The organism is Bacteroides faecium (genome assembly GCF_012113595.1).
GTDB classification, from domain to species: Bacteria; Bacteroidota; Bacteroidia; order Bacteroidales; family Bacteroidaceae; genus Bacteroides; species Bacteroides faecium.
On record NZ_CP050831.1, the window covers coordinates 5,580,119 to 5,595,520 of the forward strand.

Here is a 15,402-nt window from a genome sequence, read left to right on the forward strand (position 1 = left end):
ACCATGAAAGATACCATTAAAAACACATATTTAGCAGCAGACTTTGGAGGAGGCAGCGGTCGGATTATCGCCGGCTTCCTTCTCCGTGGAAAGCTGGAACTGGAAGAGGTCTACCGCTTCTCCAACCGCCAGGTTAAACTTGGGAATCATATTTATTGGGACTTCCCTGCCCTGTTCGAAGATATGAAAACCGGACTGAAACTAGCCGCACAAAAGGGATATGCCGTCAAAGGAATTGGCATTGACACATGGGGCGTGGATTTCGGACTGATTGATAAGAACGGGAACCTCTTAGGCAACCCCATCTGTTACCGGGATGCGAGAACAGACGGAATGCCGGCGGAAGTTTTCAAAATTCTGGATGAACGGAAGCATTATACTGCCACCGGAATACAAGTCATGGCTATCAACACACTATTCCAACTGTATAGTATGAAGCAGAGCCGGGACCCTCAATTGGAAGTTGCCCGCCAGCTTCTCTTCATGCCTGACCTTTTCAGTTATTTCCTGACCGGAATAGCCAATAATGAATATTGTATAGCTTCCACCTCGGAGCTACTTGACGCAAAACAACGAAACTGGTCACAAGAAACCATTCGTGCGTTGGAACTTCCCGAACATCTGTTTGGTGAGATTATCCAACCGGGGACTATCAGAGGAACTTTAAAAGAAGACATTGCGCGGGAAACCGGACTAGGCGTAGTAGACGTGATAGCCGTAGGTTCTCACGACACAGCCAGCGCCGTCGCCGCCGTCCCGGCAACAGAAGCCCCCATCGCCTTCCTGAGTTCCGGTACCTGGTCGCTACTGGGCGTTGAAGTGAATGAACCTATACTGACAGAGGAAGCACGACAAGCCGAGTTCACCAACGAAGGAGGCGTAGGAGGACGCATCCGCTTTCTGCAAAACATCACAGGACTATGGATTCTGCAACGTCTGATGAGTGAATGGAAAGCGTGCGGAGAGGAAGAGAGTTATGACACAATCATTCCACAAGCCGCCGAAACGGAAATTAATACGATTATTCCTGTTGACGCCCCGGAATTTATGAACCCGGAAAACATGGAGGCTGCCCTTATAAGTTATTGCCGGAATCACTCTCTGACGATTCCTCAAAGCAAAGCGGAAATAGTCAGATGTGTGCTCCAGTCATTAGCTTTCAAATATCAGCAGGCAGTAGAAAAGCTCAACCGTTGTCTCCCCTCTCCGATTCGCCAACTCAACATCATTGGCGGAGGTTCACAAAACAAATTACTCAACCAACTTACAGCCGACGCACTCAATATCCCTGTTTATGCCGGTCCGGTAGAAGCCACAGCCATAGGTAATATCCTGACACAGGCAATGGCTAAGGGAGAAATCAGCGATATACAGGAACTAAGGGAGATTGTAAGCCGAAGCGTTACACCACAAATATATTACCCTAAAAAATAAAAGCATATGGAAACACCCAAAACCGGTTATCAAGTCCAATCTTACAGCGTCCCCGTCAAAAGATATTGCCAGACTCTCGACTTACGCGATTCACCGGAATTGATTGCCGAATATCGTAAAAGACACAGCCAGGCGGAAGCATGGCCTGAAATCCTTGCAGGTATCCGGGAAGTAGGCATCCTCGAAATGGAAATCTATATTCTTGGCACGCGCTTGTTTATGATTGTCGAAACTCCCGTCGACTTTGACTGGGACACGGCAATGGCACGCCTGAACACACTTCCCCGCCAACAGAAATGGGAAGAATACATGTCTATCTTCCAGCAAGCCGCTCCCGGGATGAGTTCCGCGGAAAAATGGAAACCAATGGAAAGAATGTTCCATCTATATAATACCTAAAAAAAACAATACCTATCAAATAACCAGAAAGAACCATGAAACACATCAAACAGTCCATCCTGTCGAAAGATGGCATCAATTATCTTGTCCCTTTTATTCTCATCACTTCTTGTTTTGCGCTATGGGGATTTGCAAACGACATCACCAACCCGATGGTGAAAGCATTCTCCAAAATCTTCCGGATGAGTGCAACCGACGGGGCATTGGTACAAGTTGCCTTTTACGGTGGCTATTTTGCCATGGCTTTTCCGGCAGCAATGTTCATCCGCAAATACTCTTATAAAGCAGGCGTCCTGCTAGGCCTCGGACTATATGCTTTCGGAGCATTCCTATTCTTCCCTGCAAAAATGACAGGGGAATACTATCCGTTCCTGATTGCCTACTTTATCCTGACTTGCGGACTCTCATTTCTGGAAACAAGCTGTAATCCCTACATCCTTTCTATGGGAACGGAAGAAACATCTACCAGACGTTTGAATCTCGCCCAGTCTTTCAACCCGATGGGCTCACTGCTCGGAATGTATGTAGCCATGCAATTCATTCAAGCCAAACTGCACCCGATGGGTACTGAAGACCGCGCCCTGCTCAACGAAAGTGAATTTCAGGCTATCAAAGAAAGCGACCTTGCCGTTCTAATTGCCCCTTATCTTATCATTGGACTGATTATCGTGGCAATGCTGCTCATAATACGATTCGTAAAAATGCCGAAGAACGGAGACCAGAATCACAAAATTGATTTCTTCCCGACATTAAAACGTATTTTCACCCAGACACGCTATCGTGAAGGCGTGATTGCCCAATTCTTCTACGTAGGCGCGCAAATCATGTGTTGGACTTTCATTATCCAATACGGCACACGCCTGTTTATGTCACCGGAATTCGGCATGGATGAGAAGAGCGCGGAAGTACTCTCTCAACAATACAACATCATAGCGATGGTTATCTTCTGTATCAGCCGTTTCATCTGCACCTTCATTCTGCGCTATCTGAATGCAGGAAAATTATTGATGATTCTGGCGATTTTCGGAGGCATTTTCACTTTAGGCACTATCTTCCTTCAAAATATCTACGGATTGTATTGCCTGGTAGCTGTATCCGCTTGTATGTCTTTAATGTTCCCCACCATTTATGGTATTGCCTTGAAAGGTCTTGGAGATGATGCCAAATTCGGAGCAGCCGGACTTATCATGGCTATCCTTGGCGGCTCTATCCTTCCCCCGTTGCAGGCAAGCATTATTGACATGAAAGAAATCGGCTGGTTGCCGGCAGCCAACGCTTCATTCATTCTGCCTTTTATCTGCTTCCTCGTAATTATCGGTTATGGTTACCGCACAGTGAAAAGAAACTGGTAGAAAAACATACTTAAAAATAGTGACGCTATCCCGTCGTGATACCGTCACTATCCCACTCTCATAGTGACGCCATCCGCAAGGGATAGCGTCACTATTTTTATTTGTCTTTTTTTTATAAACAATTCCTTTTTTCTTCGTATCTTTATTTTATTTGTTTACATTTGCCATTCGATTTTCAATAATTTGTTAACCCAATGACCAAAAGCCGAGACGATATATTTTTAGCAGAACAATTTGAAGGAATATTCGCTGAATATTATTCCGTAGTAAAATATTTCGCCTTCATGCTACTTAAATCCGAAGAAGATGCCGAAGACATCGCCCAAGACGTTTTCACGAAATTATGGACCCAACCTGAGATATGGACAAAAGTTCCTAACCTAAAACCCTACGTTTATACGCTTACCAAAAGTACGACTCTCAATTTTATCAAACATAAAAAAATAGAATTAGCCTATCAGGAAAAAGTGATAGAGAAAAGCCTTGTTGAAGAACTTTCTCAAGAAGAAGATCCTCTCAATGCCATATATTACAAAGAAATTCAACTAATCATCAAATTAACTCTCGACCGCCTTCCCGAACAACGCAGAAAGATTTTTGAGATGAGCCGCTTCGCAAATATGAGCAACAATGAAATCGCCGAGAAACTAAACATTTCAGTCCGGACAGTGGAACACCACATCTATCTAACCCTGCTTGAAATGAAAAAAATATCTTTTTTGCTTTTTTTTGCACTTTTCTTTAAGTAGTCCGCCCTAGTTAATTGAGATATTAATGTAACAGATCTAATTAATATCTCAAAATGAAGAATTATTTTCAGAAAATACTGGCATTATTTACCGGAAACGCATATCCGGAATCTACTCAACAGGAATTTTACAAATGGTTGGTAGATGAAGAACATGTTTCCGAGAAAGACGAAGCATTGCAAAATCTGTGGGAAGAAGGATACAAGCAAGGCACGGCTCCCAATATGCATCAATCATACGAACAATTAAGAAAGAATGCGAGCATTCCTTCCACACGAAAAGAACGGAGAATCCGCCCAATCCATATTTGGCAGGCAGTGGCAGCCGTATTCTTTATAATAGCTGCTTCTTCCGTCTATCTTTCTACCATAGGAAAAGATACGGAACCTAATTTATTGCAGCAATACATCCCGACAGCAGAAATGCGGACCCTCACCTTGCCCGACGGAACCAAAGTACAACTGAACTCACAAAGCACCCTTTTATATCCGCAGGAATTTACAGGCAAAGACCGTAGTGTATTTCTGATCGGTGAAGCCAATTTCAAAGTGAAGCCGGACAAGAAGCATCCGTTTATCGTCAAGTCGAACGATTTTCAGGTAACAGCACTCGGAACGGAATTTAACGTAGCTGCATACCCCGAGAACCCGATAGTAGCGGCAACCTTGATTTCGGGAAGTGTGCTCGTGGAATATAATGACTTGAATTCACAAATGATTCTGAAGCCAAACGAACAGTTGGCGTATCATAAACAAACCCGCCGCTACAGTCTGAATACCCCGGATATGAATGATATTACAGCTTGGCAACGTGGCGAGCTTGTATTCAGAGAAATGAGTGTAAAAGAGATTATTACGGTGCTTGAACGTAAATATCCATATACATTCGAGTATCAACTCAAAAATTTGAAAGAAGACAAATATAGCTTCCGTTTTAAAGACCAAGCAACACTATCAGAAGTAATGGATGTGATAGTTAACGTAGTAGGTCAAATGGACTATAAAATAAAAGAGGATCGCTGTTACCTGATTCCTAAATAATCCAGGAATTAAATCACAGTAAAAACGAACAACAATATAGGCAAACCTTTTTAACCCTTTACAGACATGTAAAAAAGTATCCGGAACAGAGCCCGAACTCTATCCCGGATATGAAATCAAAATTCTCAATATTAGAGTTTTACTCTTAATTACCGTGAAATAAATTAGTTAATAACCTAATACTAAGAAAATGCTACAAATTTATGAATTTATAGTAAACCAGACAGCAAAGGGAAGAAGTTTTTTACTTTTTTTCTGTTTGTTACTGATGCAGACACCCGCCTTTGCGCAAAACAGTGCCAAGATTACTATTCAAAAGAAAAATATATCTGTAATAGAGGCGCTTAAAGAAGTAGAAAGACAATCCGACTTCTCTGTCGGCTTCAATGATTCCCAATTAAAAAACAAGCCTGTTTTAAATCTTGACCTAAGAGCCGTAACAATAGAAAACGCCCTTGTACAAATACTCAAAGGTAGCGGGTTCACCTATCAGTTCAAAGGAAAATATATTATGATTATTCCGGACAACAAGCCTAAAGAAACTCCTGTCAAGAAAGTGACAGGAAAGGTAATTGACGAAAACAATGAACCTTTGATCGGAGTAAACATCAAGGTAGAAGGAAGCTCTGAAGGAGCTATCACCGATATGGACGGCAATTTCACAATTACCGCTTCTCCGGGTAATACATTAAGTTTTACTTATGTAGGATATACATCTCAAAATATAAGAATAACAGATAGGAACACCTATGAAGTAAAATTGCAAAGCGACACCAAGCAATTGAATGAAGTAGTAGTAACCGCCCTCGGTATCAAACGTGAACAAAAGGCGTTAAGTTATAATGTACAGCAAGTAAAATCGGAACAGTTGACAGAAATCAAAGATGCAAACTTTGTCAACAGCCTCAACGGTAAAGTTGCCGGGGTTACTATCAACAGTAGTTCATCCGGCGTAGGTGGTGCTAGTAAAGTAGTGATGCGTGGTACAAAGTCCATCGAGCAGAGCAGTAATGCTCTCTACGTTATTGACGGCATACCGATGTTCAATTTCGGCGGCGGCGGTTCTACAGAATTTGGTTCTAAAGGAGAAACCGAAGCAATAGCTGACATAAACCCGGAAGATATTGAAAGCATATCCGTGCTGACAGGCGCAGCTGCAGCAGCCCTTTACGGTAGCAACGCAGCCAACGGTGCTATTGTAGTGACTACCAAGAAAGGTAAAGCCGGAAAACTACAAGCTAGTGTATCAAGCGGCATCGACTGGTTGAAGCCATTTGTTATGCCCAAGTTCCAGAACCGTTATGGGACAGGAAGTTATGGCAAATCCAACGGTTCCACCACACTAAGTTGGGGACCGAAGTTAAATGAATCTAACCATACCGGATATGAACCTACTGATTTTCTGGAAACAGGAGCCGTTTACACCAACTCAGTCACTCTGTCCACCGGTACAGAAAAGAACCAGACTTTCTTCTCGGCAGCCGCAACTAACTCCGAAGGAATGGTTCCCAACAATAGGTACAACAGATATAATTTCACTTTCCGAAACACGACCAGCTTCCTTAACGACCGGATGAAACTCGACGTAGGAGCAAGTTACATCATCCAGAACGACCGTAACATGATTAATCAAGGACAATATTCCAACCCTTTAGTATCGGCATACCTTTTCCCGCGTAGCGACGACTTCTCCCTGACCAAACTTTTCGAACGCTGGAGCGATGCACGGAAAATCAGTCTGCCATACTGGCCGCAAGGAGAAGGTAATCTGCGTATGCAAAATCCATACTGGATTGCTTACCGTAATCTGCGTGAAAACAGCAAGAAACGCTATATGTTATCTGCTGCACTGACATATGACGTGCTCGACTGGCTAAGTTTGTCCGGACGCATCCGCATAGATAATTCAAACAATACTTATGAGCAAAAGCTCTATGCCGGCACTATCGCCACACTAACTGACGGTGGTACACAAGGACATTACACCATTGAGAAAACCGAGACGGCACAAACATATGCCGATTTTCTAGCAAATGTCAACAAACGTATTGATGATTTCAGTATTGTAGTCAACCTTGGTACCAGTTTGAGCCGCAACACCAGCTATTCATTGGGTTATGGCGGACCTATTCAAGACAATGGAATCCCCAATTTATTTAATGTCTTCGACCTCGACAATGTAAAGAAGCGTGCCACTCAAGTAGCTTGGGAAGAAATGACACAATCCATCTTTGCTAGTGCAGAAATTGGCTGGAAAAGCATGCTTTACCTCACCTTGACTGGACGCAATGATTGGGCATCACAGATTCATGGCACCACACAACCCTCATTCTTCTATCCGTCAGTAGGTCTGTCCGCAGTAATCACAGAAATGGTCAAACTGCCCGAATGGGTGAATTACTTAAAAGTACGCGGTTCATACAGCTCCGTGGGTTCTCCTTATCCACGCTATCTGACCATACCGACTTTCCCCTACGATGCCACCACGCAACAATGGAAAGAGAAATCCAACTACCCTATCGGAACACTCTACCCCGAGCGTACCAACTCATGGGAAATTGGTGTGGATGCCACTTTTTTACAAGACTTTAAATTAAGCGCCTCGTTCTATTATTCCAATACATATAATCAGACGTTTGACCCGCAGATTCCCGTATCTTCCGGCTATGACAAACTATATGTGCAGACAGGATTTGTGCGCAATTTGGGAGTAGAAGGAATGTTGAGCTACACACATACGTGGAGTAACTTTAAATGGGATAGCGGTTTTACCTTCTCATCCAACAAGAACAAACTCATTGAACTGGTAAGAAACTATGTACACCCGGAAACCGGACTTACTATCAACAAAGACCGCCTTGAACTGAAACCATCAGACGGACGAGGTCTTGCCCAAGCTAAATTCATTCTAAAAGAAGGCGGTTCCTTAGGCGACCTGTACACACAATCTGATGTTATACGTGACGATAAGGGCCGAATCCAGGTAGACGAAAACGGCAATATATTAAAAGCTGACAATCTGAAAGATATGAAATTGGGTAGCGTATTTCCTAAAGCCAACTTAGCATGGAATAACTCTTTCTCCTATAAAGGCATCAACGTAGGATTTCTTATTTCCGCCCGTTTGGGGGGTATCGTATATTCGGCTACACAAGCCGCACTCGACGAATATGGTGTATCCGAAAGAACTGCCGCCGCACGTGACGCGGGAGGAGTCATGATTAACGGTCGTAGCATGATAGACGCACAGAAATGGTTTGAAACAATTGCGACTTCCAGCGGGCTTCCTCAATATTACATTTATAGTGCAACGAACGTTCGCCTACAGGAAGCACGTATCGGCTATACTATTCCCCGCCGTTGGCTAAGCAATATATGCGATATAAACGTAGCTTTCGTAGGTCGCAATCTCTGGATGATTTACAACAAGGCACCATTCGATCCCGAGGCTGTAGCAAGCACCGGAAACTTCTATCAAGGGATAGATTACTTTATGATGCCGAGTAGTCGTAATATCGGATTCAATATTAAGATAAACTTCTAAAACGATGAAAGACATGAAATATTTAAAACATATCAGTCACGTAGCGGTAGCTCTCATCTCATTGCTCGCTTTGGGTAGTTGTATGGACGCTGATATTAATCGTAATCCGTTTGAAACCACTCAGGCAGAGATGGAACGGGATAACTATATTATCGGTTCCAATCTAAAGACACTTGAAGCGCAAGTAATTCCTACACAGGAACATCTTTATCAGTTTATGGAAGCAATGTGCGGTGGTTCCTATGGTGGATATTTTAGTGAAACACGCACAGGTTGGGGAGAAAAATATTCAACCTACAATCCGAAATCAGATTGGCTGAAAGCTTCTTTCTCCGACCCGATAGTCAACATTTACCCCAGTTACCGCAAGATTCTAAGAATAGAGAATGCCGCTGTGCCACAAGCTATTGCCAAAATTCTAAGGGTAGCTGTCATGCATCGCACCACTGACATGTTCGGTCCTATCCCTTATAGCAAGATCATCTCACAAGATGAAAATGCCGATGCTTTGAGTGCAGCTTACGATTCTCAAAAGGACGTCTACATGCAGATGTTTAAGGAACTGGAAGAAGCCGACAAGACTCTGACCGAAAACATCATGCTCGACGCTTCAGCATTGAAAAAACTCGACGATGTATATTATGGTAATATAGAGAAATGGAGTAAATATCTCCATTCATTGCAATTACGCATGGCAATGCGATTATCCTACATTCCGGAAATGAAAACCGAAGCACAAAGAATTGCCGAAACAGCAGTAGCAGCAGGCGTCATAGAAGACAACGCCGACAATGCCCAGCTACATGTAGCGGAAAATAGATCTGCTCTATGTTTCAATAACTGGGGGGATTATCGCATCGGTGCCGATATCATTTGTTATATGAACGGATACCAAGACCCTCGTCTTGAAAAATACTTCACGAAAGGAGCAGGAAAAGATGCAGCAGGCTATTACGGCCTACGAATCGGAATCCAGCCTACGGGTGTATCTGATGATGCACTAATAAGCACTTATTCCAACCGCTTGATGACCGACACAGATCCATATATATGGATGACAGCTGCCGAAGTAGCATTCCTTCGTGCCGAAGGCGAATTACGGAAATGGTCAATGGGAGGAGCAGCCAAAGACTTCTATGAAAAGGGAATCGCTCTTTCATTCGACCAGTACGGAGTTTCCGGTGCTGCGGCCTATGCCAGTAACAACAGCCTCAGACCTAGCCCATATACAGATCCGTTAGGCAAATACAATACCAGTGCTCCGTCCAGCATCACCATTGCATGGAATGAAGAGACGGAAGGTAATCATTTCGAAGAAAATCTGGAACGTATCATCACACAGAAATGGATTGCCATCTACCCATTGGGCATTGAAGCATGGAGCGAGCACCGTCGTACCGGTTATCCGAAAATGTTACCTATCGTAGACAATAAAAGCTCATTCTCCAACCTCACAGACATAGGTATACGTCGTTTGCACTATCCTGCTGAAGAGTATAGCCTTGATGGAGGACATGTGGCAGAGGCAGTACAAATGTTGGGAAGTGATGGCATAAACGTTCGTTTATGGTGGGACTGTAATCCAAATGTCGAATAGAGTGTAACCTTAAAAACAAAAAAATATGAGACACATTAAATTCATAGTAGGTATAGTTGTATATCTGTTATCGGGTATAGCCTTCACCGGATGCCTGCTGACATCCTGCGATGACTGGACAGACCCGGAGACTGTAGGTCTGGAAGTTAAAAATCCCGAAGAACAAAACCCCGAGCTATATGCCAAATATACAGCAAACGTACGCACATATAAGCAGCAGACACATTATCGTGTCTTTGCCAGATTTCCTAACGGTAATAGCGGCAATGGAGAGAAAGACTTTTTGCGCTCGCTTCCTGACAGTCTCGATTGCGTGATCCTGACGAATGCAAACAAACTTTCAGCATATGACCTGGAAGACATACCGCACTTGCAACAACAGTTTGGCACCTCTGTACTTTATGGCATAGACCTCACTTCCCAAAAAGAAGAAATTGAAAAAGCAGGGGGTGATCTGCAAAAGCAACTGGCTACGTATCTTGACCAAGTAGTGGCAAACGTGAAAGAACACAATCTCGACGGCATCTCATTGAGCTATGAAGGCAATCTGGATACCGGTTCGGACGAAGCTCAAAACGAAATTATTGCTGCTATGCGTACCCTCGTCTTCAGTAAACTGTCACCACTAATGAAAGACGGGAAAGTTTTGTTTTTCGAAGGAAATCCGACATTCGTCCCAAAGGATGAACAGAAGATGTTCAGCTATTATATACTCAACACAACAGAAGTCGCCGACATTTTTGCTCTGAAATTACAAGTCAGCTATGCAAACGAGTTTGTAGGTATTCCGTTAGATAAGTTAGTCATTAGTGCCGACCCGGACTTATTCATCAAAAATAGTGAAGATAAAAATATAGAATCGATACTTTATCTTACAAAGCAAGTAATTAGTTGTGGACCATTGGCAGGAATAGCGATATACAATATGCCAGCCGACTATTATCATGTAGGCAAGAATTACGTACAGACATGTAACGCTATTCGTACATTGAATCCTTCACCCATAAAATAAGGAGGTTGAATCATGAAAAAGAATTTTAAGCAAATTATAACTAAAGTTGCCATACCTGTGACTGCCCTGCTGTTAATTGTGGGTTGCGACAATACAGATTACAGTAATAAGGCTCCCTTCGACAATAATGTCTATCTGGATGTTGCTTCCGAAGCCACTACCAGCAGCATCACCTTTAATAGAACAGTCAGCAAGCAGAATAAGCAATTCTCCGCACAGCTAGCCTACCCTGCCGGAACGGACATAACAGTAACCTTTGCCATAGAGCCTGAACTTATTAATGTGTATAACGAAAAGTATGGTACACAATACGCAGCTTTGCCGGTACAGCACTATCAACTTAGTACGTCCAACATCACCATCCCTGCCGGGAAAGTGACTTCGAACCCTGTAGACATTCTATTTAAAGAATTAGACCAGTTGGATATTGATGCCACCTATTTGTGTCCGCTCACTATTAGCAGTTCCAACGGTGCGGACATACTCGAAGGCTCCCGCACTCTTTGGTATCTGGTAAAACGAAGTAGTGCCGTAACCACGGCAGCCAACTTAAAAAATGCATATGTTACTGTTCCCAACTTCTACGTTCCCCAAGACGGACAGCCCACAGCGACTTGCGTCAACAATCTCACCTCAGTCACTTACGAGGCTATTATACGTGTCAATAGCTTCGACGAAAGCACAGATATTTCCAGCATTATGGGTATCGAACAATATATGTGTTTTCGCTTAGGGGACGCCAGTTTCCCCCGCCAACAATTACAATTCCAAGGTCCCGATGGAAGTAAATTTCCGACAGCCAACAAAAGCAAGCTGCTCGCCCCCGGAGAATGGTATCATATTGCGTTGACTTATGACATACCCAACAAAACAATTATATTCTACGTCAACGGACAAGAACAAAGCAGAAGTACCGAATTTGGCAGCGATAAAATACAGACCGTCAGCTTAGGAGACAAAAAGCTACCAAAAGAAGACGGCTCAGGAGGTGACTTCCTGTTCTATATCGGACGCTCCTATGGCGAACGAAATGACATCAGTCGCCAGTTGAATGGTGAAATATGCGAATGTCGTATTTGGAACGTAGCTCGGACTCAGGATGAAATCTGGAAAAACATGTATGACATTGCCGAACCCGAAAACGATGAACACCTCGTAGCCTATTGGAAATTCAATGATGGAGAAGGTTTTAGCATCAAAGATCATTCACGCTATAAGAATGATGCGCTCATCGTGCCTTATTGGAAAAACGCAGAAGGAACTGATATATACGAATTGAAAGAAAGTGAAGTATGGCCATCAGGCATCGAAGTGCCCCAGCTCAACAAATAAACCCTTAAAGAACAAGGAATTATGAAACAGATACTTAAACTTACAATGTTTCTGGCAGCTATGGCATTCGTAGCAAGCTGCGAGAACAATGACATAATAACCGATGGAGGAACATTCCCCGAAACGGGAGGAATAGATCTCACATTAGGCGTGCTACGAAGTGCCAACTATGCAGAGGATAATCCCTTACTGGAAATGGATCATAAAAATGTATCCGACGAATGTATGCTGACATTAACAAAGCCGGCGGAACAGACAATAACTTACACGGTCGGCATAGACAAAACACTTGTCGGTGCATATAATGGAAAAAACGGTACTAATTATACTCCATTTCCAGGTGATGTAATTCTCACTAACGAGCAATTGAAACTGGAAAAAGGTAAGCAAGAATCATCAAAAGCACATTTGGAGTTTACGTATGATAAAAATCTGGCCTCTGCCATTTATCTTTTGCCATTGATTGTGAAAGGTACTTCCAGTAATCCGGCCGTATCAGACAGTTATCAGACTATCTACTATCGCATCAATGTATGGGATGAATTCGCACCGGCGGAATATACAACTGAGCCACTGGTCTTTACTCACATAGGATATATTGATACAGAGAACATGAATCCACTGATTGCCAATAAGTTGTTCTACAAGTTAGGTAGAGAACCGCATTTAAGCTATGTACATGCATTCAGTGTCATCAACCTGCTTACGGCAACTGTGAAATACGATCAATCCGGAAGCATGCCTGAAATATCATATAACAAAGATATTTCTTATGTACTGGGTCATGCAAAAAAATATATTATGCCATTACAAGCACAAGGACATAAAGTTTGTCTGACTATAAAAGGTGATGGACAAGGTATCGGATTCTCCAATCTGAATGCTACTCAAAGTCAAAAACTGGTTTATGACATACGCAAATGTCTTGAGATTTACGGTCTGGACGGAGTGAATCTCTACGATGAAGATTTCTCTTATAAAAAAGAAGGAGACAATCTTCCCAGTGCTGCAAACTTATGCAATTTCGTCACTGCTTTAAGACAGGCGATTGACGATAAGTTGATTACTTATGCGATGACAGAAGAGTCCGCGAGCGGGTTAGACCAAAGTCAAAATGGCATCGAATTAGGAAAAATTGTAGATTACGCATGGACGAATCAGTTCAATAGATTAGTGAATCCATGGCGTGAAGATAATCCTTTTGGAGATGATTCACAATGGAAAATAGCAGGATTAGAGCAAACGAAATTCGGAGCGCTCACTTCAACCTTAAAGAGTTTGTCTCAAGAAGAGGGCGAACTAATGGAGGGTAGTATATTCGACAATATTTTAGATGCTGGATATATGGATTTGGCTAATGTATTCGTCGTGAACTCCATTGCAAAAGTAGTAGCCGGAGTAGAAACACAAGGAGCTACCTATCTGCTATGGGGAGCATTGATTAATTATGATGTACTGCAAGGTATTAATCCAGAACTAGTGCCAGGGTTAGGAAAAGGAGGTTACTTAGACATTCATTCTGATTTATGTCCCAAAGATTGGTAAAATAAAAAAGAAGAAATTATTATCATGCGCAGATATATAATTGTTATTACTTACATTTATTAACATTTTAAATTGTTTTAATTATGAAAAACTTTATTTCAATGACTGGCACATTATTGCTAGCAGGTGGTTTTCTTTTTGGAGCATGCTCTAATGAAGAAGAATTGGTAAACAACGAGCAATCAAATGCTCAAGCTGTAACAACTAGAACAGCAACTGGTATCAAGAACATCGTTTACATCGAGGTGAATGATATCAATCCTCTCAATGCAGGTTCATACACGATGAATGATGCTTCATTCTTTGATGCCGCTATTATCTTCGCAGCCAATATCCGGGGAAACGGAGATAATGTAGTTCTTTACAACAACCCGAATGTACAAGCAGTATTATCCGGTAAAGCCAAATATATTGAGCCATTGCAGGCCAAAGGTATTAAAGTTTTGTTGTCTATCTTGGGTGACCATACCGGATTAGGCGTAGCCAACATGACAGACGCACAAGTAGAAAGCTTTGCTACTCAACTGGCAAATGCGGTAAACACTTACGGCCTGGATGGTATTGATTTTGACGACGAATGGGCAGAATATGGAAAAAATGGTTATCCGTCAGGAAGTACCGGTTCTTTCTCAAAACTGATTACTGCTCTCCGTGACAAAATGCCGGCTGACAAATGGATCACCGTATTTAACTATGGTTATGCTTCTGAACTGTCTTCTGTCGCAGACAAGATTAATTATGGAATGAATGCTTTCTTCGGTTCTTATGACAGTTATCCGGCATTTGGAATGACAAAAGCTAAATGGGCTGCTTATGCCATCAATTTAAATGCCTACAACTCATCTTACTATGTCGGAAAATATGCCGCTCAAACAGCAACAGATGGTATGGGAGCTATTTGTCTCTATGACTTAAGAGACACGAGCGCACAATCTACACTGAATACAATTGCTTCAAAAGCATTTGGTTCTAGTGTCACTTATGATGGACAATCTTATTCAAAAGACTGGTAATAGATATAGCATTACATTGTATTAAGTCATGTCTTTTTTTAAAGACACTAAATGAAATCTCCGTGTATCTTCTCTTTTTCAACGTAAAAAAGAGAAAATACACGGAAAATCATATAATCTACAGAAACGATATTCACTATGCTCATTTGATAACACTAAAACAAATTCGGAAGCTACTAACTCTTCCAACGCTCATATGATTAACTGGTGGGAAAGTTTCGAGCCAAAAATAAGAGTAGTAGCAACCGAAGATTTCTACCTTTAAGCACTGCCACATTTTTGTCTTCATTTTAAGTAATATACGGGGAAAAACAAAAATGTGGCAGCGCTAATAATCAACACCTTAGGCTATAAAAAGCCCCTCATTTTCTATAAGTTTACAAAA

At 42.3% G+C, this 15,402-nt stretch carries 11 protein-coding genes; all 11 read left to right on the forward strand.

Annotation, left to right across the window (positions count from 1 at the left end; translation table 11 throughout):
* Positions 1-3: 3 nt before the first annotated feature.
* The 11 genes from BacF7301_RS20955 (at position 4) to BacF7301_RS21005 (ending at position 15,017) form a co-directional block, all read left to right on the forward strand.
* Positions 4-1,434 (forward strand): rhamnulokinase, encoded by a 1,431-nt coding sequence (locus BacF7301_RS20955; protein ID WP_167965899.1) that lies wholly within the window; start codon positions 4-6, stop codon positions 1,432-1,434.
* 6 nt (positions 1,435-1,440) lie between these two features.
* A complete protein-coding gene (locus BacF7301_RS20960; RefSeq protein WP_167965901.1) occupies positions 1,441-1,833 on the forward strand; it encodes an L-rhamnose mutarotase in 393 nt (130 codons plus the stop codon).
* 35 nt (positions 1,834-1,868) lie between these two features.
* Positions 1,869-3,185 carry an L-fucose:H+ symporter permease gene (gene fucP / locus BacF7301_RS20965; protein WP_167965903.1) on the forward strand — a complete coding sequence of 439 codons (1,317 nt, stop codon included), beginning with the start codon at positions 1,869-1,871 and terminating at the stop codon, positions 3,183-3,185.
* A gap of 194 nt (positions 3,186-3,379) precedes the next feature.
* Entirely contained in the window at positions 3,380-3,934 is a 555-nt protein-coding gene (locus tag BacF7301_RS20970; RefSeq protein WP_167965905.1) for an RNA polymerase sigma-70 factor, read from the forward strand.
* 53 nt (positions 3,935-3,987) lie between these two features.
* Positions 3,988-4,974 (forward strand): FecR family protein, encoded by a 987-nt coding sequence (locus BacF7301_RS20975; RefSeq protein WP_167965907.1) that lies wholly within the window; start codon positions 3,988-3,990, stop codon positions 4,972-4,974.
* A 190-nt stretch (positions 4,975-5,164) separates the two neighbouring features.
* Positions 5,165-8,518 (forward strand): TonB-dependent receptor, encoded by a 3,354-nt coding sequence (locus BacF7301_RS20980; protein ID WP_167965909.1) that lies wholly within the window; start codon positions 5,165-5,167, stop codon positions 8,516-8,518.
* Positions 8,519-8,522: 4 nt separating this feature from the next.
* Complete coding sequence (locus tag BacF7301_RS20985; RefSeq protein ID WP_209319466.1) at positions 8,523-10,115, forward strand: RagB/SusD family nutrient uptake outer membrane protein; 1,593 nt, start codon at positions 8,523-8,525, stop codon at positions 10,113-10,115.
* A 25-nt stretch (positions 10,116-10,140) separates the two neighbouring features.
* Entirely contained in the window at positions 10,141-11,127 is a 987-nt protein-coding gene (locus BacF7301_RS20990; protein ID WP_167965913.1) for a glycoside hydrolase family 18, read from the forward strand.
* A 12-nt stretch (positions 11,128-11,139) separates the two neighbouring features.
* The gene (locus BacF7301_RS20995; RefSeq protein WP_167965915.1) at positions 11,140-12,459 is read left to right on the forward strand and encodes a DUF1735 and LamG domain-containing protein; all 1,320 of its coding nucleotides are present in this window, start codon (positions 11,140-11,142) and stop codon (positions 12,457-12,459) included.
* 21 nt (positions 12,460-12,480) lie between these two features.
* Entirely contained in the window at positions 12,481-14,004 is a 1,524-nt protein-coding gene (locus BacF7301_RS21000) for a BT_3987 domain-containing protein (RefSeq protein ID WP_167965917.1), read from the forward strand.
* 83 nt (positions 14,005-14,087) lie between these two features.
* Positions 14,088-15,017 (forward strand): glycosyl hydrolase family 18 protein, encoded by a 930-nt coding sequence (locus BacF7301_RS21005; protein WP_245208275.1) that lies wholly within the window; start codon positions 14,088-14,090, stop codon positions 15,015-15,017.
* The last annotated feature ends 385 nt before the right edge of the window (positions 15,018-15,402 follow it).